22 protein-coding genes are annotated in these 23,693 nt (G+C 65.2%); 7 read left to right on the top strand and 15 right to left on the bottom strand.

From position 1 onward, the window contains the following. The first annotated feature begins 322 nt into the window (after positions 1 to 322). From AC3A6I_RS02605 to AC3A6I_RS02595, 3 genes are all read left to right on the top strand, one after another. The gene (locus tag AC3A6I_RS02605; RefSeq protein ID WP_487541625.1) at positions 323 to 1,402 is read left to right on the top strand and encodes a tetratricopeptide repeat protein; all 1,080 of its coding nucleotides are present in this window, start codon (positions 323 to 325) and stop codon (positions 1,400 to 1,402) included. A 159-nt stretch (positions 1,403 to 1,561) separates the two neighbouring features. Beyond that, a complete protein-coding gene (locus tag AC3A6I_RS02600; protein WP_487541624.1) occupies positions 1,562 to 2,755 on the top strand; it encodes a YcaO-like family protein in 1,194 nt (397 codons plus the stop codon). Further along, the gene (locus tag AC3A6I_RS02595; RefSeq protein ID WP_487541623.1) at positions 2,752 to 3,453 is read left to right on the top strand and encodes a TfuA-like protein; all 702 of its coding nucleotides are present in this window, start codon (positions 2,752 to 2,754) and stop codon (positions 3,451 to 3,453) included. Before AC3A6I_RS02600 ends, AC3A6I_RS02595 begins: the two co-directional genes overlap by 4 nt. Positions 3,454 to 3,692: 239 nt before the next feature. Here the strand turns inward: AC3A6I_RS02595 and AC3A6I_RS02590 are convergent, their stop codons facing one another. From AC3A6I_RS02590 to AC3A6I_RS02560, 7 genes are all read right to left on the bottom strand, one after another. After that, complete coding sequence (locus tag AC3A6I_RS02590) at positions 3,693 to 4,724, bottom strand: LacI family DNA-binding transcriptional regulator (RefSeq protein ID WP_487541622.1); 1,032 nt, start codon at positions 4,722 to 4,724, stop codon at positions 3,693 to 3,695. 103 nt (positions 4,725 to 4,827) lie between these two features. Next, positions 4,828 to 6,840 carry a beta-galactosidase trimerization domain-containing protein gene (locus tag AC3A6I_RS02585; RefSeq protein ID WP_487541621.1) on the bottom strand — a complete coding sequence of 671 codons (2,013 nt, stop codon included), beginning with the start codon at positions 6,838 to 6,840 and terminating at the stop codon, positions 4,828 to 4,830. A gap of 34 nt (positions 6,841 to 6,874) precedes the next feature. Continuing rightward, complete coding sequence (locus tag AC3A6I_RS02580; protein WP_487541620.1) at positions 6,875 to 7,867, bottom strand: aldo/keto reductase; 993 nt, start codon at positions 7,865 to 7,867, stop codon at positions 6,875 to 6,877. Positions 7,868 to 7,881: 14 nt separating this feature from the next. After that, a complete protein-coding gene (locus tag AC3A6I_RS02575) occupies positions 7,882 to 8,886 on the bottom strand; it encodes a Gfo/Idh/MocA family protein (protein WP_487541618.1) in 1,005 nt (334 codons plus the stop codon). Between the two features lie 11 nt (positions 8,887 to 8,897). Next, entirely contained in the window at positions 8,898 to 9,713 is an 816-nt protein-coding gene (locus AC3A6I_RS02570; protein WP_487541616.1) for a carbohydrate ABC transporter permease, read from the bottom strand. A 10-nt stretch (positions 9,714 to 9,723) separates the two neighbouring features. After that, positions 9,724 to 10,578, bottom strand: a complete 855-nt coding sequence (locus AC3A6I_RS02565) for a carbohydrate ABC transporter permease (RefSeq protein ID WP_487541614.1) — start codon at positions 10,576 to 10,578, stop codon at positions 9,724 to 9,726. A gap of 82 nt (positions 10,579 to 10,660) precedes the next feature. Then, positions 10,661 to 11,938: an ABC transporter substrate-binding protein gene (locus AC3A6I_RS02560; protein ID WP_487541612.1), complete on the bottom strand. Its 1,278-nt coding sequence runs from the start codon at positions 11,936 to 11,938 to the stop codon at positions 10,661 to 10,663. Between the two features lie 229 nt (positions 11,939 to 12,167). Between AC3A6I_RS02560 and AC3A6I_RS02555 the strand changes: the two genes are divergently transcribed. Beyond that, positions 12,168 to 13,217, top strand: coding sequence for an NAD(P)-dependent alcohol dehydrogenase (locus AC3A6I_RS02555; protein ID WP_487541610.1), 1,050 nt, complete (start codon positions 12,168 to 12,170; stop codon positions 13,215 to 13,217). Positions 13,218 to 13,289: 72 nt separating this feature from the next. Here the strand turns inward: AC3A6I_RS02555 and AC3A6I_RS02550 are convergent, their stop codons facing one another. From AC3A6I_RS02550 to AC3A6I_RS02515, 8 genes are all read right to left on the bottom strand, one after another. Then, positions 13,290 to 14,141: a sugar phosphate isomerase/epimerase family protein gene (locus tag AC3A6I_RS02550; RefSeq protein WP_487541608.1), complete on the bottom strand. Its 852-nt coding sequence runs from the start codon at positions 14,139 to 14,141 to the stop codon at positions 13,290 to 13,292. Continuing rightward, entirely contained in the window at positions 14,138 to 14,941 is an 804-nt protein-coding gene (locus AC3A6I_RS02545) for a VOC family protein (RefSeq protein ID WP_487541606.1), read from the bottom strand. Before AC3A6I_RS02545 ends, AC3A6I_RS02550 begins: the two co-directional genes overlap by 4 nt. A 24-nt stretch (positions 14,942 to 14,965) precedes the next feature. Next, positions 14,966 to 16,147, bottom strand: a complete 1,182-nt coding sequence (locus AC3A6I_RS02540) for a Gfo/Idh/MocA family protein (protein ID WP_487541604.1) — start codon at positions 16,145 to 16,147, stop codon at positions 14,966 to 14,968. 13 nt (positions 16,148 to 16,160) lie between these two features. Then, complete coding sequence (locus AC3A6I_RS02535; protein WP_487541602.1) at positions 16,161 to 16,895, bottom strand: SDR family oxidoreductase; 735 nt, start codon at positions 16,893 to 16,895, stop codon at positions 16,161 to 16,163. Continuing rightward, on the bottom strand, positions 16,892 to 17,788 hold the full coding sequence (locus AC3A6I_RS02530) for a carbohydrate ABC transporter permease (RefSeq protein ID WP_487541600.1): 897 nt from the start codon (positions 17,786 to 17,788) through the stop codon (positions 16,892 to 16,894). The genes AC3A6I_RS02535 and AC3A6I_RS02530 overlap by 4 nt, the downstream gene beginning before the upstream one ends. Then, positions 17,785 to 18,741, bottom strand: a complete 957-nt coding sequence (locus AC3A6I_RS02525; protein WP_487541598.1) for a carbohydrate ABC transporter permease — start codon at positions 18,739 to 18,741, stop codon at positions 17,785 to 17,787. Before AC3A6I_RS02525 ends, AC3A6I_RS02530 begins: the two co-directional genes overlap by 4 nt. Continuing rightward, the gene (locus tag AC3A6I_RS02520; RefSeq protein WP_487541596.1) at positions 18,738 to 19,559 is read right to left on the bottom strand and encodes a sugar phosphate isomerase/epimerase family protein; all 822 of its coding nucleotides are present in this window, start codon (positions 19,557 to 19,559) and stop codon (positions 18,738 to 18,740) included. The genes AC3A6I_RS02525 and AC3A6I_RS02520 overlap by 4 nt, the downstream gene beginning before the upstream one ends. Before the next feature lie 111 nt (positions 19,560 to 19,670). Further along, the gene (locus AC3A6I_RS02515) at positions 19,671 to 20,912 is read right to left on the bottom strand and encodes an ABC transporter substrate-binding protein (protein WP_487541594.1); all 1,242 of its coding nucleotides are present in this window, start codon (positions 20,910 to 20,912) and stop codon (positions 19,671 to 19,673) included. A 251-nt stretch (positions 20,913 to 21,163) separates the two neighbouring features. Here AC3A6I_RS02515 and AC3A6I_RS02510 point away from each other — a divergent pair, with 251 nt between their 5' ends. Genes AC3A6I_RS02510 through AC3A6I_RS02500 form a run of 3 tightly spaced genes read left to right on the top strand, consistent with a single transcriptional unit; the run spans position 21,164 to position 23,642 of the window. Then, positions 21,164 to 22,189: a LacI family DNA-binding transcriptional regulator gene (locus AC3A6I_RS02510; protein WP_487541592.1), complete on the top strand. Its 1,026-nt coding sequence runs from the start codon at positions 21,164 to 21,166 to the stop codon at positions 22,187 to 22,189. Continuing rightward, positions 22,189 to 23,181, top strand: a complete 993-nt coding sequence (locus AC3A6I_RS02505) for a mannonate dehydratase (RefSeq protein WP_487541590.1) — start codon at positions 22,189 to 22,191, stop codon at positions 23,179 to 23,181. The genes AC3A6I_RS02510 and AC3A6I_RS02505 overlap by 1 nt, the downstream gene beginning before the upstream one ends. Next, a complete protein-coding gene (locus AC3A6I_RS02500; RefSeq protein ID WP_487541588.1) occupies positions 23,178 to 23,642 on the top strand; it encodes a heme-degrading domain-containing protein in 465 nt (154 codons plus the stop codon). The genes AC3A6I_RS02505 and AC3A6I_RS02500 overlap by 4 nt, the downstream gene beginning before the upstream one ends. Positions 23,643 to 23,693: the final 51 nt, after the last annotated feature.

Here is a 23,693-nt window from a genome sequence, read left to right as displayed (position 1 = left end):
TCGTGCGAAGGTAGTAAACTCGGGCCGCGCACAGCGCCGTGCCCACGGCGATTGCATCGCTCACAAATATCGTAGCGGCCCCCACTTCCGCAGCCGCGAAATAGGAGCTACCAATTCCATCGGGGCGCAACTAGTCAACAGAACTGGACTTCCCTTGGAAACATCGAAGCCTGGTCTGAACACTGGTCGTACCTCCATGGGTGAGTCCGGAGCGCCAACAAGACCCGTCGGCATTCCACGGGTGCTTATCCTTCCACCGCGCGGCCTGTCTCCACATGTAGATGCGCAAGATCACGACATTGCGCGTTCGCTCGTTACAGACGTGACCATCAGCCTGTGCAGGAGCCGGCTGTACGAGGTTATTGCACCGCATTCGGCGCTCAAGCTGACCACGGGCTCGATGTGGGACGAGGTGGTTCCCGCCGACTACCTAGTGGTGACCGAGGTCGTCCTCTCCGAGCGTGAGCTGCCGTTTGCGCTGATGACGATCGACGTCTTCTCGACGGCGCTCGACCGCCGCATCTATCGCAGCGAAGTCGAGCTGCGCTCGGGCAACCTGCAGAGCATCCACGAGAGCTTCTGCGCCGTGCTGGTGGGCAAGATCTGCGGCGAGATCGGCTCGTCCGAACTGCGGCGATATCGCCGCACCGGCGCTGCATCGGCCTATGTGCACTATCTCATCGCCATGCAGCGCGGCGAGCGCAACGACCTTCAATCGCTGCTGCGGGCCCAGAAGTCGCTCGAACGCTCGATCCAGCTATCGCCCGATTTCGTGCCCGCGCTGGCGCAGCTGGCACGTACCAAGACACTGGAATGGCTGGAGCGCGGCAGCGAGGACCGTACGCTGCTGCGCGAAGCCCAGCACCTGGCGCGGCGCGCGCAGGGCTATGCGCCCAACGACAGCGCCAGCCTGAGAGAGCTCGGCCACTCGGCGCTTTACCTGCACGACATCGGGGTGGCGCTGGACCATTTCGAGGCAGCGCACGAATTCGCGCCCAACCATGCCGACCTGCTGGTCGACCAGGCGGACGCTCTCACCCACCTGTCACGGCACGACGAGGCCGAGGCCAAGATTTCGCGGGCGTTGTCGCTCAATCCACTGGCGCCGGACGACTATTACTGGATCGCCGGGGCGGTGAGCTTCTTCCGTGGCGAATACAAGCTGGCGCTGGCGCGGCTCACGGCGATGCAGTCCCCCGGCCTTGCCCTGCGCCTGATGGCGGCCTGCGCAGCAATGCTGAACGACAAGCAGGCGGCAGCGGCGTATCGCGAGCAGGCACTGGCGCGCGATCCGTCATTCACGGTGGGCAAGTGGACGAGTCTCTACCCGTCGCCGAGTAGGAACGATACTGCGCATTACTTAGATGCACTGATTTTGGCTGGTTTTCGTCGCGGGACTTAAACTACTTATTAATGCGATGTGGGTCCTCCTACTTGCCGACCGCAGGAGGGTCCACAAATGAACACCACTACCGCATCGCCCAAGGTTGTCGTCGTTACCGCGCAGGCTCTGCCTGCCCTGCCCCGGATTCCCAGCCGCAAGTTCTTCCGGCAGTAGTCCGTGAACGGCGCCATTTCGACGCCGCAGAACTGGTTTGAATATGGCGAACGCAGCAGCCCGGCGGCATTGACCGTCGAGCGGCTGCGTCCGCATCTCGTTTCGCTCGGCATCACTCGCCTGGCGCGGCAGACCGGGCTCGACCGCATCGGCATTCCCTGCTTCTCGGCGATCCGACCGGCCGGGCTGACCCTCAGCGTCAGCCAGGGCAAAGGTCGCGACGACGCCGGCGCGATGGCCTCGGCGCTGATGGAAGCGGCCGAATTCGCTGTCGCCGAACAACCGGAGGCGGCGTCGCATGTTGCAACTGCAAGCGAACTCCAGCGCGCCGGCGAGACGATCTGCGACACGACCCGTATCCTTCCTTCCGACCAGCCGCTGCCCGTGGACGCGCCGATCCGGTGGCTCCGAGGCACGAGCTGGCCTAGCGGGCAGCCGGTCTGGATCCCCCGCGATGCGCTGACCATCGGCGAGCCGGCCGCCGACCTGCCCCAGGTCAGCCGCAGCACCAATGGCCTCGCGTCGGGCAATACCAGCGAGGAAGCGCTGTTCCACGCGATCTGCGAACTACTCGAGCGCGACGCCACCTCGCTGTGGTCGCTGCTGTCGGATCCGGCGCGGGTCGCCACGGAGTTTTCCATCGAGCAGGTGGACGATGCCTGGATCGCGACATTCGGCCGGCAGATCGCCGACGCCGGCCTCGAACTGCGCCTGTTCGACCAGACCACCGATCTCGGCGTTCCCTGCGTCATGGCGGTGATCAGTGAGCCGGCGGCCGGCAACGCGCGCATGTTCGATATCGCTGCCGGCTATGGCTGCCACCCCAACGGCGCGCGCGCCATCGGCCGCGCCATCACCGAGGCGGCGCAGACACGGATCACCAATATTGCCGGCGGTCGCGACGACTTCCTGCCGGCCGAGTATGACGAGGGTGTCGACGAGTCGGTCGCCTTTCTCGAGCAGCGCGGCACCGAGGGCCGAGCCCCGTCATGGCTGCCCCCTGATACACCGCTGCCCGAGATGCTCGCCCGGCTTGCCGAGCGTGTCGGTCCCACTGCGCAGATCGCATGGGCGGAGCTGGGTGGCGCGCCCTATGGCATCTCGGTGGTACGGGCGCTGTCGGCCGTGCTCGAGGACCGCGAGACCAACATCCACTGGTCGCCGGGCGAGCGAGCCATGAAAGTGCTGGCGCAATGAGAGTGCTCTTCGTCGGCCCCTCGCTCCACGGCGAGACACCGGATTTCACCGGGCTCACCATCCGTTCGCCGGCCCGGCAGGGCGACATCGCCCAGGCCGTGCTCGACGGCGCGCTGGCGATCGGCCTGGTCGACGGCTATTTCGATGCGATGGCCGCGCCCTGGCACAAGGAAATCCTGTTTGCGCTGGCGCGCGGGGTGACCATGCTGGGCTCGTCCTCGATGGGCGCGCTGCGCGCCGCCGAATGCGCCACCTTCGGCATGCACCCCATAGGCGAGATTGCCCGGGCCTACGCCAGCGGCGCCCTCGACGACGATGCCGCCGTCGCGGTGACCCATGGGCCGGAGGAGCTCGGCTATCCTCCGCTGAGCGAGCCGCTGGTCAACGTGAAGCCGACGCTCGAGCGCCTGCGCGGCCTTGGGCTGATTTCCGAGCCGGAGCACCTGCGCCTGTGGGAAAGAGCCGGCCGGCTGCATTTCAAGGATCGCTCGGTGGAAGCCCTTGTCGCCCAGGAACGCGAGGACGTCCTTGCCGCCTATCGCAGGCACAAGGTGAACCGGAAGGCGGAGGACGCGCTGCTGCTCGTCGCCGAGCTGAAACGCTGCCCGGTCGCTACCACGCAGCGTAGCCCCGAGCCGGAGCCGGCCTCGTTCTTCTCAACCCACATCCTCCCCGGAATGCTCGACAGCGCCAGCTGAGCGGCGTCGCGGGTCGCAACGCCAAGCGACTCCTGCCAAGATCCCCTGGTTGCGTTCGCCTGCCGACGCGGAGGCGACTACAAATACGCGACGATCTCCACCGGCTGGACGGCCCGCCAAACGACCTGAAGAAGTGGGGCGCGCTCATCGAGGCCTGGACCGTGCATCTGGTGGAGCGCTGTGGCCGCGACGCCGTCGAAAGCTGATCGAGCGACGCAAGCGTAAAGCTGGCAGTCGATTCAGCTGCCCTGCGCGGGGTCATCGGTTTCGAGTACGCGGCAGGAGTCGCGCACGATCAGCCGTGGCTCGCACACGAGGTGGACCGGCTCGGCCGGGGCGACACCGTTGAGGCGGGCCAGCAGCAGATCCACGGCCTGTTCGCCGATCTCGACCGTGGGCTGGATGGCCACCGTCAGCCGCGGCGAGAAGGCGGTGGCCGTCGGTAGGTCGTCGATGCCCGCGACCGAGATATCCTGGGGACAGCGGAAGCCCTGCTCGGCCAGGGCCATCATGGCGCCGATCGTCATCTGGTTGTTGATGCAGATGATTGCCGTCGGCCGCAGGCCGCTGGCCAGCATGGCCACGGTGGCCTGATGGGCCGGCTCGATATCGAACAGGCCCTGCAGCACCAGGCGCTCGTCGAAGGCGATGCCGTTCTCCTCCAGCACGTCGCGATAGCCCTGCAGGCGATCGACCGCCGTCGAATAGTCGAGCTGGCCGATGAGGATCGCGATGCGGCGGTGACCGGACCGCACCAAGTATTCGGTGACGATGCGCCCCGCCGCGCGGTTGTTGAGTAGTACCGAGTCGAATGGCAGTCCCGGCGGGCGGCGGTCGATGAGCACGGTGGGGACCTTCACCGAGTCCCGGATGTGCCGCATGTAGTCCTCGGACGTGCCGACGAGGTCGAGGATCAATCCGTCGACGCGCTGGCGCCGGAACAGCTCGAGGTTGCGCGCTTCCTTGTCCACATCGCCCAGCGTGCTGCCGAAGGACAGCGTGTAGCCAGACCGTTCGCTGGCGCGCTCGATGGCGCTCGCCAGCGCCGCGAAGTGCGGATTGATGATGTCGGGGACCAGCAAGCCCATGGACTTGCTGCGCCCCATTTTGAGGCTGCGCGCACCGGCGTGGGGGGTGTAGCCCAGCTCTGCGATCGCGGCGAGCACCCGCTCGCGCAGTTCGGGGCTTGTCACCGCCTTCTGGTTGACGACCGCCGATACCGAGCCGATCGAGACGCCGGCCCGCCGAGCTACATCCTTGATAGTTGCCATGTCATCTCATCGACCGCGGGCAGAAGCACCGGAGCAAGCGTCCCTTCTCGACGCTGCCCCTGCGTTTCGCAACTGCCCGCGGGTGTTCGTGTCATCATTCCTGTTAGGCGTCGGTCAAAACCACCATCTGGTGGCCCGCGACCCGGTCGACGACGAACGACACCTTGCCATCGGCCGCCTCGAAAGCGACCTCCCTGCCCTGCGGCTCAAGCGTCACCTTACCGACCTTGCCGGGAACGCGGACGCTCACGGCGATATCGGGCACCGTCACAATGTCCTCGACCACCTCGATGGGCTTGCCCGCATAGGTGCCGCGCGAGATCGGGCTCGCGCAGAGCAGATGCAGCACCGAGCGGCTCTGAGCCGGCTGACGGTTGAGCGTCGCCCGCCCGTGCGAAGGCAGGCCCACCTCGACAGTCTTGTCGCTACCGAGGATGCGATCGATGACCTTGGCCACATATTGCCGCGCCGTCACCGCTCCCTTCTCCCAGTAGATCGAGAAGACCTGATGGGCGAGATAGGTGACATTGCCCTTGGTGACACCAGCGTCGAAGCCCGACGCCTCCACCTTGGGCGGCGTATGCTGGTGGCTGGAGAAGTGCTTGGGCGCCCGGTTGAAATAAGGATCGATGACGCTGCCGAGCGAAGTGCCCGTGGTCGCCTTCAGCCGGCGCGAAGCGCCATACATCACCACCGGGCTGTCGACGAAGTCGGGCCGGAGTTCAGGCTTGGCCAGCACATAATCCGGATTGTAGGCGCTGCGCTCGCCAACTTCGCCACCGATGTCGATGACCATGCGGTCGCTGTCGGCGGCAAGGCCGGAATCGCCGGTCAGCAGCAGCTTGCCGCCGCCTGCGACATAGGCGTTGAGCTTGTCCGCCAGCTCGGCATCGGGGCGAATGATGTCGGGGAGCACGAGCAGCTTGTAGTTGCCGAAGTCGGCGTGCCGATCGACCACGTCGAACAGCAGGTGGCTCTCGAGCAGCAGGCGCACGGCACCGAGATCGGCGTGCACGTCGCGCGCCGCGTCCCCGGTCTCGCCCCGATGGGCGACGCTCGCGGCCGAGAACAGGCCGATATCGACGACCTGCGTCGCGTCGAGCGTCCAGGGCTCCTTGGCCTCTGCCTCGGCATAGACCTCGGCGATGGCGGCGTAGGTCGAGGGGTCGATCTCCCCCGACGGGTGCAGCTGGTCGCCGATGCTGGTGCCGGCTCCGAAGGCGTTCATCAGCGCGTTCTCGTATTTGAGCGCGGCGGGGTGCTTGTAGCCGCCGAACTCGCCCCACATGGTGTGGAACTTGCCGGTCATGCCCAGATACTGCTTGCCGAGCGTGCGGGCATAGGCCGCCGACAGCGGGAAGTGGTCGTAGCCCCAGCCGCCGGTCGGCAGCGACTCGATCTCGAGATGGCTGAAATGCTTGAGCACTTCGCGATCGCCCTGCGGCAGGTGGCCGGAATTGTGGAACACCGGCATGTCCGGATTGACGATCCGGGCGGCCGCGTTGGTTTCGCGCATGTAGCGATCCCGTACCTGGTAGGCGTGGGCCCTGCGGTCGGCCGAATTCTCCCAGTCGAGTCCGGCCTCGGTCATCGAGGCAATGCAATGCGTGCAGGTGCACTCGCTGCCGTGGATGATGTCGAGCCAATAGCCGTCGGCATCCGGGAAGGCCTCGGCCAGCTCGCGAATCTGGGCCGTCATGTGGTCCAGATAGGGGGTGTTGAAGCACATGAACTTCCAGCCCACGTCGTTGCTGCGGCCATCGCCGCCGCAATGGAACGTGCCGTCCGGCGACACCTCGCGCCATTCCGGATGCAGCCGGGCCGAACGCTCCTCCCAGCCGCAGGTATAGTAGATCACCGCGGCGATATCGGCTGCCTTCACGGCGTCATACTGGGCCCGCAGCAGGTCGAAGCTTAGGTTCGGATGCCGGGCCCCGATCTTGGTGTCGTAGTAGGACCAGCCGTGGTGGCACTTGGCGAAGAGGTTCACCGAGTTCACGTGGGCGCGCTTGAGCGTATCGACGAAACGGTCGGCGTCGAAGCGCGCGCCCACGTCGGGGATGTGCTCGGAGGTGTGGAAGTCGATGTGAACCTGGCGGCGGGGAAGAGAAAACATGGATGGGGTACTCGAGCGCGAGAGTGAGTGACGATCAGACGGGGAGCGGTGCATCGGCGCGCAGCAGGCCGGCCGACCTGAGCTCGGCCCACATGGCGGCCGGGATGGCTGTGGTGAACTGGTCGACATTGATGTCGAGCTCGCCGGCGGTCCTGGGGCCGAACACCACCGACGCCACCGCCGGATGCGCGACCGGGAAGCGCAGAGCCGCCGTGGGCAGGGGCACGCCGTGGCGCTCGCAGATTTCCTGGATGGCGCGCACGCGGGCGAGGATGTCTTCCGGCGCCGGCGCGTAATTGTACCACACGCCCGGATGCGGTCCCTTGGCGAGGATGCCCGAGTTGAACGGGCCGCCGACGAACACCGAGGCGCCCTTGCGTTGCACCATGGGCAGGAAGCTGTCCAGCGAGGTCTGCTCGAGCAGGGTGTAGCGGCCGGCGAGCAGGAAGGCGTCGAAGTCGGCTACGCCCATTGCCTCCTCGAGCACCTGCCATTCGTTGACGCCGATGCCGATGGCAGTGACCGCGCCCGAGGACTTCAGTTCGTCGAGCGCGCGATAGCCGGACTCCATCGCCGTCTTGAACAGCTCGGGGTGCCGCTCACCATGGGTGACCGAACCGATGTCGTGCAGCAGCAGCGCATCGATGCTGGTCACGCCCAGCCGGCGCAGGCTCGTCTCGAACGAGCGCATCACCCCGTCATAGGAGTAATCGAAGGGCGGCTGCCAGGCATTGGGCTGCTCCTCGTCGGCCGCAGTCACGATACGACCGACCTTGCTCACCAGACGATAATCGGAGCGCGGCACGCCCTTGAGGGCCTGGCCGAGGCGGCGCTCGGCGCGGCCATTGCCGTAATAGGGCGCGGTATCGAACAGGCGGACCCCACGGACGAGCGCCTGCTTGATGGCGGCATCGCCCAGGTGCTCGTCCTCGTTGGCGAGCAGGCCGAGCGCGACGGTGCCGAAGCCGAGCTCGGTAACCTCGAGCGCGGTGCGACCGACGCGGCGTGTTGGAAGGCTGTTGGTCATGACTGGGTTCTTCCTCAGATGTTCTGCCACGTGCCGGACGAGCCGGCGGCGCGGATCGCGTCGAGCACGCGCATGTTGTTGATGGAGCTCTGGAACGGTACGGCCGGCGCACGGCGTCCGGCGACCACCTCGGCAAAGGCGGTCATCTGCTCGGCGTACTGGTCCACCGGCGGAACGGTGACGATCTCCTCGACCAACGGTGCGGTATCGCCTGCGGCGGCGTTGACGATGTAGCGCGTCGGCTCGGCCGGCGACGGAGTCCACGGCGTGTCGATGTCGATGTGACCGTGCGTGCCGTAGACGATCATGCGCTGGGCGTAGCCCATCTGGTTGGAGCACACGAAACTGCCCTGCGCGTTCGGAAAATCGAGCAGGAAGCTGCAATAGCGGTCGGTGCCGAAGTCGGGGTCGTATTCGACCAGCGCCGAGGTGCGCGTCGGCTCGGTCTCGAGCAGGAAGCGCGCCGACGACACCAGATACATGCCCAGGTCGAGCAGCGCCCCGCCCCCCAGGCCGGGCTGGTTGCGGATATTGCCTGGGTCGCGGGTAAAAAAGCTGAAGCGCCCCTGCACCGCGGTGAGCCGCCCGATCCGGCCCGAGCGGATGACGTCGCGGACCTGATGCCAGCGTGGATGGCTCCAGGTCATCAGCGCTTCCTGCACATGCACGCCGCGCGCTGCCGCCTTGTCGGCGATGCCGTCGGTTTCGCGCGCGGTGACGGTGATCGGCTTTTCGCACAGCACGTGCTTGCCCGCCGCAATCGACTTTTCGATCCACTCGGCATGGAGGCTGTTGGGCAGCCCGATATAGATCGCGTCGACCCCTGGATCCGCGAGCAGCGCCTCATAGGTCGGATGTACGCGGGTGATGCCGAAGCGCCGGGCCGTATCGGCGGCCGCGTCGGCATTGCGCGCGGCGATCGCCACCGCCTTGCCCGAAGTGGTCTTGGCGAGCGCGGGAAGGATGGCGTCGATCGCGTGGCGGGCATTGGAAAGAATGCCCCAGCGAAGGGTGGTCATGGTCGGTTCTCTTATTTCCCGTAGCCGCCAAGGCTGCGGATGAACTGCTTCTGAAAGACGATGAACAGGATGAGGATGGGCAGCGAGGTGATGGTGATGGATGCCAGGATCGCGGTCCAATCGGTCACGTAGCGGCCCTTGAAGGCGACAAGCCCAAGCGGGATGGTCTTGAGGGAGTCGTCGCTGACGGTGATGAGCGCGAGCAGGAACTCGTTCCACACCGCCACGCCCTGGAAGATCGCCACGCTGACGATGGCCGGCAGCGACAGCGGCACGACGATGCGCCACAGGACGCCGAGCTCGCTACAGCCATCGATGCGCGCCGCTTCCACCAGCTCGGTCGGGAAGTCGACGAGGAAGGCGTAGAGGATCATCACCGAGAAGGGCAGCCCGAAGGTCACGTAGGGCAGGATCAGGCCGAAATAGGTGTTGGTCAGCTTGAAGAAGACCAGCGTATCGTAGAGCGGCACGAGAATGCCGTGCATCGGGATGGCGTAGCTGGCGATGATCACGCCGTAGATGAGGTTGCGGCCGAGGAAGGTCATGCGCGCCAGCGCATAGGCAGCGAGGCCGCCCACGACCAGCGTCACCACCACCGCCGCCACGGTCACGATGGCCGAGTTGGTCATGTAGTGGAACAGGCCGCCATCGAGCGCCCGCTGATAGCCGCCCCAGTCGAGCGTCGAGGGCAGGTTGAAGGGCTTGCCGAACAGCTCGTTGCGCGGCTTCACCGACGCCATCACCATCCAGAACAGCGGCACGAGCAGCAGCAACGAATAGGCGCTGAGCGCGATATAGGCAGGGTATTTCCTGAGTGCTTTGCGCATGGTGATCCTCTCAGGCCCGGCGGCTATAGCGCAGTTGCAGGAAGCCGAGGCCGACCGTGGCGATCAGCAGCAGCACCGAGATGGCGTTGGCGTAGCCCATGTGGCCGAGGAAGAAGGCTTCCTTGTAGATCATGGTAGCCGGCACCTGGGTCGCGTCCCCCGGACCGCCGCCGGTGAGCACGTAGACGAAATCGAAGACGCGCAGCGCGCCGATCATGCTCAGCAGCGCCACCACGATGATGGTGTTGCGCAGCAGCGGAACCGTGATGAACAGGAACGACTGCACCGGCCCGGCGCCATCGAGCGTCGCCGCTTCATAGATGCTGGCATCGATGCGCTGCGCGCCGGCCAGCAGCAGGATCGTGCAGAAGCCGATATACTGCCAGAACGCGATGAACATGATCACGTAGATGGTCAGGTGCGGGTCGCCGAGCCATCCGGCGATCGGCGGGGTCAGGCCGATGGCCTTGGTGACGAAGCTCGCAAAACCCGCGAACGGGTCGAGGATCAGCTGCCAGAGCAGGCCGACCGCCACGATGGACAGCACCATGGGCGCAAAGATGATGGTGCGGAACACCGTCGAGGCCGTGCGCCCCACGCCGCGATCGAGGAGCGCGGCAAGCACCAGACCGACAGGAATCTGCACAATCACCGAAAAGACGAGGAACAGCAGCGCGTTGGTCGCTGCGATATGGAACACCGGATCCTGCAGCAGCTGGATGAAGTTGCCGAAGCCGACGAAGGTCTTTTCGGGGCTGACGAAATCGTAGCTGAAGAATGAGTTCACCACGGTGCTGACCAGCGGGTAGCCGAGCAGCAGCAACAGGAAGATCAGCGCCGGAGCGACGAAGAAATATGGCAGCACGAATGTCCTCGCGAGATTTGGCGAGCGGGGGAATCCCTGCCGGACCACAAGGGCCCGGCAGGGACCAGGGAGGACCTGTCGGTTAGCGGGCCTTCTGGACCTCGACCGCCTTGGCATGCACTTCCTGCATGATCTGGGCGGAGGTCTTGGTGCCGTTCACCAGCTCCTGATACCCGCGCAGATAGACGTCGCTGATTTCGCGATCGAGAATGGTATCGAGATGCGTGGCGATCACGGTGGCCTCGGCGGTGTCTTCAACGGCGAACTTGAAGGATTCGCTGACGTCGGGAAGGAACTCGAGCGAGCCCGGGATAGCCGGCAGCGAACCAGCGACCTTGACGAACTCGGCCTGCTCCTCAGGCGTCACCATGAAGTGCAGGAACTTGTTGGCGAGCTCATAGGTGCCCTTGTCGCGGCTGGCGGTCGAGATCTGCACGCCGTCTTCGATCACCAGATGGCCGTTGGCGGCGCCCTTCTGTCCGGCAATGTCGGGGATGCGGAAGCCGAGATAGCCGCCGGCCAGCCCTTCGGTGTCGAAGTTGATCAGGCACCAGGTGCCGCACAGCGTCATAGCGGCCTGGCCGGTGGCGAACACGGTACGGGTGGCTTCCGGGCTCAGCCCGTTGATGCCGTCGTTGAAGCAGCCTTCGGTCTGCATCTGCTTGAACTTGTCGAGCGCCTCGACATAGCCGGCATCGGTGAACAGCGTATCGGCGGCCGAGGTCAGCGACGCGTCCGCCACACGCACGTCATCGGGGACCAGCTTCTGGTTCAGGATGGCGATATAGGCGTCGATCGTCCACGGCTCGCTGGCGCCCAACGCGATCGGGATCATCGTCGGGTTAATGGTCTTGATCGCCTTGCACAGCCCGAGGAACTCGTCGAACGTGGTCGGGACGGCAAGGCTGTTATCGGCAAAGAACGCCTTGTTGTACCACATGTACTTGCCGTGGCGGTCGAACGGCACGCCATAGAGCTTGCCGTCGAAGGTGAACTCCGTCAGCGCCCCTGCCGGCACTTCCGAGCTGAAATCGTCGATTTCGGTGGCAAGGCCAGCACGCACCAGGCGGGCCGCACGCTCGAACGTCCAGTTGCGGAAGACGTCGGGCGGATTAGCGGAACGTAGGCCGACATCGACGGCGGTCTTGTACTGCTCGTTCGGGTAAGTGACGAGCTTGGTCGTAACGCCCGGATTAGCCGATTCAAATCGTTTCAGCGATTGTTCGAAATAATTGCCTTCCGGACCCGACAAGGCCCAGACTTCGAGCTGCTGCGCCAGCACCTGCGTCGTCGACGCGGCAAGCGCCATCGCCACGACTGCCCCCGAAAGAGCGCCGTATATATTTGATATTCTGAACATTTTCCCTCCTGATAGGCCGAGCGTTGTCGGCTGCCACCCGGGTATCGTCCGGCCCTTGCCAAACGCCGAGAGACTAATCATAACGTTTCAATCATAGAAACGGCGAAACGTGGCTGTCAATGCTGCGCCGCGCAAAAAGCGGATCAGCCAAAAGAAGGAGACCGCCGGGCCAGCGACGGCCCGAACAGCGGCTCATGACGATGATGAACTAAGGCAAGGAACAGCCAAGATGACCCTGCAGCGCGCCCTCGTCCTCGAGAAACAGCACCAGCTTACGCTTCGCGACATCGACCTACCTGCCGATCCCGGTCCGGGCGAGGTGAAGATCAAGCTGCACACAGTCGGCGTCTGCGGTTCGGACGTGCATTACTACACCCATGGCCGTATCGGCCCGTTCGTGGTCAACGCGCCGATGGTGCTGGGCCACGAGGCGGCCGGCACGGTGGTTGCGCTCGGCGCCGGGGTGACCAGCCTCAAGGTCGGCGACCGCGTCTGCATGGAGCCGGGCGTGCCCGATCCGAACAGCAGGGCGGCGCGGCTCGGCATGTACAATATCGATCCCGCCGTCACCTTCTGGGCCACGCCGCCGATCCATGGCGTGCTGACCCCGTTCGTGGTCCACCCGGCCAACTACACCTTCAAGCTGCCCGACAATGTGAGCTTTGCCGAAGGCGCTATGGTCGAGCCCTTCGCCGTCGGCATGCAGGCGGCGACCAAGGCCAGGATCACGCCCGGCGACACCGCCATCGTCATGGGCGCCGGCCCGATCGGCACCATGGTGGCGCTGGCGGCGCTCGCTGGCGGCTGCGCGCGCGTCATCATCACCGATCTGGCCCAGCCCAAGCTCGATATCGCGGCAAAATACCAGGGCATCATTCCGGTCAACATCCGCGACAAGACGCTGCTCGACGAGGTCAACGCGCTCACCGACAACTGGGGCGCCGACGTCGTGTTCGAGTGCTCCGGCAGCCCACGGGCCTGGCAGGGCATCGTCGACGTGGTCCGCCCCGGAGGCACCATCGTTGTGGTGGGCCTGCCGGTCGAGCCGGTCAATTTCGACATCGCCTCGCTGTCGGTGAAGGAAGTGACGATCGCCTCGGTGTTCCGCTACGCCCACCAGTATGACCGGGCCATCGCGCTGATGGCCTCGGGCCGCGTCGATCTGAAGCCGCTGATCTCGGAAACGTTCAAGTTCGAGGACTCGATCAAGGCATTCGATCGCGCCGTGGAAGCGCGGCCGACGGACGTGAAGCTGCAGATTTTGATGGAAGGCGCGTAGACCCCTCATCCGGCGCTGCGCGCTCCGCCTCTCCCCAGAGGGAGAGGTGAAGAGGAGGCCCCGCGCCTTTCGTCAGCCCGCTGACGCTTTCAGGTAGGCGAGGTCGTCGGCCAGTCGTTCGAACAGGGGGAGTTCAGTCGTGAACTCCTCGAGCGTCACCCAGCCATCGTAGCCGACGGCTTTCAGCGCCCTGAAATAAGCCTTCACGTCGCCCATGCCCTGGCGCAGCGTGGCCCAGGCCCACTTCCACTGCGCCGAGCCATCATCATCCTCGCCGACCTTCTGCCAGATCGCATTCTTGATATGCACATGGGCGAGGTAGGGGCCCAGAATCTCAAGCCCCAGCTTGAGGCTGAGGAGACCCTCGCGACCCTCGATGGTGGTGTTGCCCAGGTCGTGCATCACGGCGATAGCTTCGGGATCGAGCCCATCGACGAGGCGGCGGGCCGAGGACGAGGTCGACACGATATTGCCGTGGTGAATCTGGATGACCACCTGCGCGCCGAGCGGGCGGGCAATTTCCTGCAGCACCTCGAGATCGGCGCGGGCCTTGCTGAACTGCGCGTCATAGGGCGTATCGTCGGCCGCCTTGGGGGCGGTGAAACGGACACGCCTGGCGCCGGTCTGCGCTGCCACCTTCAGCACGCGCTCGGCATTGGCATGGTCAGCCAAAGGCACGTAGGCGGCGAGGCCGGAGAGGCTCAGGCCGGCCGCTTTCGGCAGCTCGGCCATCTCTGCGGCGTTGTCCTCGAGGCCGGTCAGCCGGTAGTTGGCGCGGTTGCCGGCCCAGAAGCCGGGCGTGTCGCTTTCCGCCTGGTCGGCGACGCGCCATTCGAGGCCGTCCCAACCCTGTGCGGCGGCATGCTTGGCAACCTCGGCCGGAGTCCATTCCGGGCAGTTGCCGGTAAAGAGCGAGAACTTCACTTCAGGTCACGCAGGTCGGCGCGGTCGACGAGCTCGATCTTGACCCCGTCGGGATCGCGGATCATGCCGATGCGGCCGATGCCGGTGCCGGCGGTCTTGGGGAAGCCAGCCTCGGTCGGCACACCCTTCTCGTTGAAGAAGGCCAGCGCCTCGTCGACATTGTCGACGCGCATCGCGTAGTGGCCGTAAAGCGCGGCGGCCGGATCGGGCGACGGCCGGTGCAGCAGCTCGAGCACATCGTAGTCCCAGTTGAGATAGACCATCGACAACGGGTTGGTGGCGTGCGGCACCGTCATTTCCTTGAGCACCTTCATGCCCATGGCGTCGCGATAAAGCTTCAGCGCGCCGTCGAGATCGTTGGCGAGCAGCGAGAAGTGATCGAAGGAGCGCAGCACCGGGTGCTGGGGCGGGTTCTCGCGCATCGGCACGTCGCGCTGGATGAGCTCGATGCGCACACCGTTCGGATCGCCGAAGAAGGCCAGCCGGCCCACGCCGCTGCCGGCGGTCTTGGGAGCCACGAACCCCTTGTAGCCGAGGCCGGTGAGACGGGCGTAGTCGGCGTCGAGATCGTCGCTCATGAAGGCGATGTGAGTGATGCCGAACACCGTATCGGGAGCGGGATCAGTGGGGGCGAGCAGCTCGATGAGGCCGCCGGTGAGCAGGATATATACGACATCGGTCTTCGAAGGCGGGATGTAGCCGTGGTAGACGACACGCCCGCCCATGACGCCCTGGTAGAAGTCGAGCGACTTCTTGAGGTCCTTGACGACGATGCCAAAGTGGTTGAGTTCGTAGATCACGGCAGAGCCTCCCGGCGTTCTTCGTTAGTTGAGTTCGAGGGTGATGCGGCGGCCTTCCTCGGCCGACTGGTATGCGGCGTAGATGACCTCGACGACGTCGGAGGCGAGGCGCAGGCCGGAGACTGGCTCGCGGCCATTGGCGATGGCTTCCATGAAATCCTGCATCTCCTGCGGATAGCCGCGCACCCAATCCTCGTCAGGCGCGGCGGTGATCCAGCCGGTGCGGGTCTCGATCTTTTCGTGCAGGTATTCCGTGCCGAAGGCGGCGTTGTCGGGCGAGTAGACCAGCAGCCCGTCATTGGGCGTCATGTTGCCGCGATAGACCGAGTTGGTGGTGTAGACCTCGAACGTGTTGCGCACGCCGCCGAGCATGGCGAATGACGCGGTGATGACCGCCTGCGAGCCGTCCGAAAAGGCCATCACCAGGTTGGCCCAGGTCTCGACATCCTTCCAGTCGGAGACGATCCAGTCATGGCCGCTGCGGCGGACCACGTCGGTGTCATAGAGGGCGCGGGTTTCGCAGGTGACCGAGGTGACGCGGACCGGATCGATGCCGGCGAGAGTCGACTCGTAGTCCTTGAGATGGATCGCGGCGCCGATCGGGTGCGAGCCGAGCATCATCAGCGCACCGCCGCCGGCCGTCTCGCGGCGGCGCGAGCGGAGGGCGTGGGAGCCCGAGTGGCTCTCTTCCGCGCGGATATCGATGATGGCGCCCTTGGAGGTTTCAAGCAGGCGCTTGGTCTTGATGGTGGCCGGAGCGTAGACCCAGTTCTCGGCATACAGGAACAGCACGCCGGCCTTCTGCACGGCGTCACGTATCTCTGCGATGGAGGTGAGGGCACGTTCGCGTTCGTCGTGGGCGCGCTCGACGCCGGTGAGGCCATTGGACGGGCCGAAAGCGCCGGTCATCGGCTTTTCGCAGATGACGTGCTTGCCGGCATTGGCAGCGGCAACGGCGATCTCGGCATGGAGACCGTTGGGCACGCAGATGCAGACCACGTCGATCGACGGCGAGGCGATCAGTTCCTGCCAGGTGCCGAAGATCTCGGCGACGCCGTGCGCCTTGGCAAACTCCTGGGCGCGCTCGGGCCGGGTCGCGGTGACGCCGCCGAAGCGGACGGTGACGCCGAAGACTTTCTTCAGGCCCTCGACGTGGAGATGGGCGGAGAAACCTGCCCCGATGAAACCGACGGAAACTGTACGCATGGTCTGGCCTAACTCAGATGCCCGTCCAGGGGGTGACGGTGATATCGGGGATGTGCATGTGCCGCGGCCGCTCGAGCAGGAACATGAAGATGTCGGCGATGTCGGCGGGGCGCAGCATCAGGGCCCGGCGCTCGGCCGAGGGCGGCTCGAGCTTGTGCGACCAGATGTTGGTGTCGATGGGCCCGGGGCTGACGGAGGTGAGGCGGATATTGGAGTTGCGATACTCCTCGATCAGCGCCTCGCTCAGCGCCCGGACGCCGAACTTGGAGGCCGCATAGAGGCTGACGCCGGGGCTGGCGCGGTAGGCGCCGGTCGACTGCACATTGAGGATGTAGCCGTCGGGTGAGTCCTCGAGATGGCGCAGGCTCTCGCGGCACATGAGGTAGGTGCCGGTGAGGTTGGTGTCGATGATCTTGTGCCACTCGGCCGAGTTGGACTCGGCGAGGCGGGTCCTGGCGTTCATGCTGACGCCGGCGCTGTTGACCACGACATCGAGGCGGCCGAAACGCTCGACGGCGGCATCCACCAGCGCCTTGACCTCGGGCTCGTGGCGCACGTCGCAGGTGACGCCTTTGACCCGGTGGCGGACCTCCGGATCGAGGCTGGCGATGGCCTGCTCCAGCCGCGCCGGGTCGCGGGCGGCGGCGACGACGTTGAGGCCGCGCGCAGCCAGCGCCGCGGTGGTGGCGAGGCCGACACCGAGGCTGGCGCCGGTGACGATGGCGACTTGTCCGCTACGATCGTTCATCCCTTGACCGCTCCGTCGCTGAGGCCACGCACCAGCAGCTTCTGGGCGAAGGTGAAGACGATGACGGCCGGGAGGCTCATGACCACGGAGGCGGCCATCAGTTCGCCCCAGCGGATGCCGTTCTCGTCGATGAAGAAGGCGAGAGCGATGGAGAGGGGGCGGCGTTCGAGGCCGTTGGTGAAGACCAGCGCAAAGAGGAACTCGTTCCAGGCAAGAATGAAGGAGTACATGGCGACCGCGACCAGCGCCGGGCGCGACATGGGGATGATGACGTGCCAGAGCAGCTGCGGCAGGTTGCAGCCATCGATGACGGCCGCCTCTTCGATCTCGACCGGGATCTTGTCGAAGAAGCCCTTGAGCAGCCAGATCGCTACGGGGAAGGTCACCATCAGATAGACGAGGATGAGCCCCTGATAGGTGTTCATCATCTGCAGGTTGCGCAGCGTGACGAAGAACGGGACAATGACGACGACGCGCGGGAAGAGCTTGGTGAACAGCACCGCCCACAGCATCATGTTGCGGCCCGGGAAGCTGTAGCGGGCAAAGCCGTAGCCGCCGAGCACGCCGACGATGAGCGCGACGATCGTCGTGCCCGAGGCGATGATCAGCGTGTTGAAGAAGGCGCGGATGAGGTTCTGATTCTGAACCACCATCGCGAAGTTCTCGAGCGTGAAGGTCTTCGGGATCCAGGTGGGAGGAAAGGCATAGACCTCGGACGGGATCTTCAGCGCCGTGCTGATGCCCCACAGCAGCGGCAGGGTGCTGAACAGCACGAAGAACATGCCCAGCCCGTAGACGAGCACATACTTGCCGACCGTGCGCAGCATGCGCTGCGTGTTGTCGTGGCTGCGCGACTTCTGCGCGGCGGGGACGGCGGTGGCGGCGATACTCATGAGACCTCTCCCTGCCGACGCTGCACCCGGCTGTTGACGCCGCCATAGATGATGAAGACGACGATCACCGCGGCGAACATCAGCACGCTCATGGCCGCCGCGCCGCCCAGGTTGAAGTCGGTGAAGCCGGTCTTGTAGATGTCGATACCCCAGATGCGCGTGGCGTTGGCGGGGCCGCCGCCGGTCATGATCATCAGCGTGTCGAACGAGTTGATGCCCGAAACGATCTCGAGGATCAGCGCCACGGCGAGCACGCCGGTGAGCGAGGGCAGCGTGATGTAGCGGAAGATCTGCCACCAGTTGGCGCCGTCGACGCGAGCCGCCTCGTTGATCTCCTCGGGCAGGCCCTGCAGGCGCGCCAGGATCAGCAGCATGACGAAAGCGAAGCCGCCCCAGGAATAGGCGACGATGACGGTGAACATGGCCGTGTCGGGACTGCCCAGCCAGTTGAGCGCCCAGCCATCGAGGCCCCAGGCGCGGAGCGTCTGGTTGAGCACGCCGGCATCGGTCTGGACGATCCAGCGCCAGAGATTGGCGCCTACCACGGAGGGGATGGCCCAGGGCAGGATGACGAGGACGCGCATCCACACCGTGCCGCGCACCTTGGCGTTGAACACCAGCGCAGCGGCTAAGCCGAGCGCCATCTTGAGCGCCACGCCGCCGACGATCCACACGATGGTGCGCTGCACCAGCGGACCGGTCTCGGGATCGCTGAAGATGCGGATGAAATTGTCGAAGCCGACGAAGGTGGTGCGCAGAGCCGGCAGCTGCACCTTGGAGAAGCTGAAATAGATCGTCTGCACGATCGGATAAATCATCATCAGCGCGATCAGGATCAGCGCTGGCGCGATCAGCAGATAGGCGCGCCGCCGCCGCTGCGCCTTGAGGCCTGAGCCACGCTTCGGCGCGACCCGCCCCTGCCCTACGGCACCGATGTCCGCCTCCGCCGTCACGCCCGGCCCTTCCGGTCGGCGATGAAGCTGGCAAAGTGCGGGATGGCGATCTCGGGGCCGGGGATCTCCGGATGCCAGCCCTTCTCCCATTCGAAATTGACATAACCGTCGTAGTTCTCGCGCTCCAGCAGATCGAGGAAACCGGCGACGGGGACATTGCCCTCGCCGGTCAGCGCGAAGTCGAACTTTTCAGGCGTGGCGGTGTAGGCGTCCTTGACGTGGACGAGGCGGATGCGCTTGCCGAGCTTGTTCCAGGTCTCCTCGCCGCTATCGCCGTGGCGATGCGAATGCAGCGTGTCCCACAACACCTCGAGCCGGTCGCTGGCGCCGCGCCGATACAGGTCAACGATGCTGTCCGCCTTGCAGAAGGAATCGTGCGTTTCGATCAGCGAGGTCACGCCGCCCGCATAGGTCAGTTCGGCGACCTCGGAGAGCCCCTGCGCCACCGCATCCAGCGTCCGCTCGCGATCCTGCTCGGCCGGAATGGGACCGCCGAAGACGCGGAGATAGCCGGCGCCGAGGGCCTGGGCGATGGCGAGATTGGCGCGGGCCGCGTCAATCTGCTGCTCGCGCACGGCCGGATCCAGCGACACCATCCGGACGCTTGTATTGATGCCGACCACCTTGATCCCGGCATCATCGAAGCGACGGCGGGTCTCGGCGATTTCGGTGGTGAATTCGGGGAGCGAGAGGAGATCGACGGTGCCGCGCAGGAACCGGATCTCGATGCCCTTGAAGCCGTTGGCCGTGGCCAATTCGATGACCTGCGGGATGTCGCAATCAGGGCAGCCGATGGTGCTGAAGCCGTAGGTGATCATTCAAAGTGCTCGCCACATTGCCGGCCATGACGCCAGGGCGCCCGGACCTATGGAAAAGTGTCCCGGCGCAGCGGGAATTCGGGAGAGTGCTGCGCCGGGCTCGGGAGGAGGTTAGGGATTTTCCGCGATGATCTGGGCGATCCTGGCGGCGGCGGCGTCGGCAGCCTGCTGCGGCGTCGACTGGCCTACGAGGATCTTCTGCAGCTCGACGATGGTCGCTTCCTGCATCTGGAACCAGCCGGCGACCGACGGCACGGACCGCGCACCCACCTCGGCCTCGCTGAAGATGGCCTTGGCCGGATCGTTCCACGGTGGCAGGGCCTGGGCCTTGAGGTTGGACGGCGTGCGATTCATCACCTGGGCCATGATCTCGGGCTGCGAGAGCCAGAGCAGGAACTGCTTGGCACCTTCCGGGTTGGCCGCCCCCTCGGGCACGCCCATGGTCCAGCCGCCGCCACGGCTGACGCCATCGGGCATCAGCACCATGCCCCACTGCAGGTCGGGATTCTTGGCGAAAGCGTCGAAGGCGTTCGAACCCTGCGCGATGAGGGCAATCTTGTTGGCCTCAAAAAGCGGCTGGATATCGCGCGTAGTGGTGAAGTTCGGCGTACCTTCCGGGGCCACCTTGTACTTGAGATAAAGGTCGGACCAGTAGGTGATGGCCTTGACGCCCTCGGCATTGTTGATGGCCGGAGCCGTGCCGTCGGCAGTCAGGAAGTCGCCGCCCATGGCCCAGAGGATCGGGGCGAACATGGTGGAGACATTGGACGGGTCGCTGATGTCGGCCGGAATGCCGATGCCGTACTGCTCGCCCGGAATGTTGAGCTTCTGGACCATGGCGAGCAGGTCGTCATAGTTCCAGTCATTGGTCGGGTAAGGTACGCCGGCTTTATCGAAGGCGGTCTTGTTATAGTAGTAGATGCCCGGGCCGGAGCGGTTGGGAATGGCGTATTGCACGCCCTTGAACTGGCTCGCAGTCCATACCGCCGGCGCGATATCTGCGACCGGGAGTTGCGGCACGAGCTCATCGAGCGGCTGCAGCAGCCCCTGCGCGGCGACAGTCGAGACCCAGGTGGTGTCGATGTCGACGATATCGGGAGGCGACCCGCCGAGCGCAGCGGCGGTGAACTTGTCCAGGTAGCCGTTTACCGGCAGGGCCTGGATGTTCAGCGACACATCGGGATGATCCTTGGCCCAGAGCTCCTGGGCGACGGGAATCTGCGGCTCCCACCAGCTCCCGACCCAGATCGTGATCGAGTTGGACTGCGCCGAAGCGCTGCCGGTCGCAGCAGCCATCAGAGCTGCGGCGGCAACTCCCAGGAACACGCGACGCGTTGTGTGTAGATTCTTCATTCTCTCCTCCAGCTGTCTGAACACCAGACGGTCCGCTTGCCGCGAACTTCCATCATTTGCCAATAGTTGTGCAACCGTTTGCCAAAGCGTGTCAACGCTGTTTTTGCAGCACCCGTCAACGAACCCAGCTGCTTGTGGAAAGCCAGGAGAGCAAATGCGGTGAGAACTGTTGGCAATCGCTTGCCAACCAACGGAGGTGTGGGTAATCGTGGCCAGAACAGAGGCCGAGACGATCGGCCGCGGGGAATTGAATGAAGAGACGCTCGGACACTACCCGGGACACCGTGACGATCCTCGATGTGGCGCGCGTCGCGGGCGTGGCGACATCGACCGTGTCGCGGGCGCTGACGCAACCCGGGCGGGTGAGCGAAAGCATGCGCAAGCATGTGATGAATGTCGCCCTGGAACTGGGCTATCGCCCCAACCCGCAGGCGCGAGGGCTATCGTCGGGCAAGACGCACAGCCTGGCGCTGCTGATCCCCGGCGCCACCAATCCCTATTTCTTCGACCTGATTCGCGGCACGCAGATCGAGGCCAAGGTGCGCGGCTACCGGCATATGCTGGTGGACACCGAGGGGCTTGCCGAGCTGGAGGACCAGTATCTGCAGGAACTCGCCGGCACGGTTGATGGCGTGGTCGTTGCCGGCTCCCGCCTGACCGACGAACGGGTGTTCGAGATTGCGGCCGACCTGCCGATGGTGATCGTCAACCGCGAGATCGAGGGCGTGCCCAGCGTGGTGGTAGATACGTCCGGTGCAGCGACACTAGCGCTCAACTACCTCGCCTCGCTGGGGCACTCGCGCGTCGCGTTTCTCGGCGGCCCGGTCAGCTCCTGGTCGAGCAAGAAACGCTGGGAGGCGCTGCAGATCGCGGCGGCGCGGCTGGACATCGAGTGTCTCAACCTGGGGCATTTCGGCGAGACGCAGTCGGGGGCCGCGGCCGCCGATGCGGCGCTGCACCACAAGGTGACGGCGGGCATTTTCTTCAACGACATGCTGGCGATTGCCGGGCTCAAGCGCTTCGCCGAACTGGGTGTTTCGGTGCCGGGCGACTTCAGCGTGGTGGGCTGCGACGACATTTTTGGCGCCGACTTCTGCTACCCGCCGCTGACGACGCTCACGGCACGCATCGACCAGGTCGCACGGACCGCGACCAATATGCTGCTGACCCGGCTGCTCGGCATGCCGACGATGCGCGAGCACGAGCGTGTGCCGGCGTCACTGACAGTCCGTCAATCCACCGGCCCTGCGCCGGCAAAGGTCTGGGATCCTTCCTGATGTATCTGGGTACGCAGAATGTCGTCGATGACGACGAATTCCGGGTGCTAGCGCAACTGGGTGTCAACAATGTCTGTGCCGATCCGCGCGGCAATCCGCATGACTGGACGCTGGACGGGCTTCTGCGGCACCGTGAGAGGGTGGAGAGTTTCGGCCTCACCCTCGACATGGTGCAGCTGCCACTGAGCGCGCGGCCGATCGAGGAGCAGTACAGCCCCGACATCCTCGCGAAGGGGCCGGATCGCGACAGGCAGATCGAGTCCATTTGCCGGCTGATCGAGAACCTGGCCAAGGCCGGCATTCCGTCGGCCAAATACAACATGAACATCATCGGCATCCCGCGCACCGAGCGGGAAGCCGGACGCGGCGGCTCATCCAACTCCAGCTTCCGCTGGGACAAGATCGACCAGAATCGCGCACCGAGCATGGTGGGCGTGCTGGACGAGGACGAGAACTGGGAGCGGATCGACTATTTCCTCGAGCGCGTGGTCCCGGTGGCCGAGGCCAACCGCATCCGCCTCGCCTGCCACCCGCATGACCCCTACACGCCACCGGGCTTTCGCGGCGTCACCCGCGTGCTGGGCACCGTCGAGGGCCTCAAGAAATTCGTCCTGATGCGGGAGAGCCCCTACCACGGGCTCAATTTCTGCCAGGGCACCGTCGGCGAGATGCTGGACGACCCGCGGCGCGAGATCGCCGACGTGATCCGCTGGTTCGGCAGCCGCGGCAAGATATTCAATGTCCACTTCCGCAACATCCGCGGCGCGCGCCTGTCGTTCATGGAGACGTTTCCCGACGAGGGCGACATGGACATGTGGGAATCGCTCTCGGCCTATGCCGAGGTGGGCTACCCCTACATGGTGATGCCCGACCATGTGCCGCTGATTGCCGGTCAGAACCCGGATGGCGTCGCCTTCGCCTTCTGCTACGGCTACATCCGCGCCCTCCTGCAGGTGATCGAAACCAGTCAGCGCAAGGGAGACGCAGCGTGAGCATCGACGAGCAGATCAAGGAACTCGAAACCGAACTCGCGGAGCTGCAGCTGCCCCAGTTCGATGCCGCCACCGCCTGGCGTATCGGCCTTTCGCTGCATGATCGCGCCGTAGCCGAAGGCAAGCGGATTGCCATCGAGGTGTCGCGGCCCGGCCAGCAGCTGTTCTATTGCGCCCTGCCCGGCATCGCGCCCGACAGCACGGCGTGGATCCGCCGCAAGCGCAACGTCGTGGAGCGCTTCCACAAGAGCTCGCTGCTGATGAAGCTTCTCGCCGACCAGCAGAACCGTTCGCTGCACGAGCGCTACTCGCTGTCGCCCGACGACTACTGCTCCAGCGGCGGCGGCGTTCCCATCGTGGTGACCGGATGCGGCTGCATAGGCGCTGTCACCGTCAGCGGCATGACCCAGTTCGATGACCATGCCTGGGGCGTTGCCGCCATCCGCCAGCTCCTGAGCTGACGACGCGTCGCGGGCATTTCGGCCCATTGACGGCGGCTCGATCATTGCCAG

This window comes from Devosia sp. Soil_C_22 (assembly GCF_057657195.1).
Note: the sequence above shows the minus strand (reverse complement) of the source record. Positions and strands in the feature narration are given on the sequence as shown.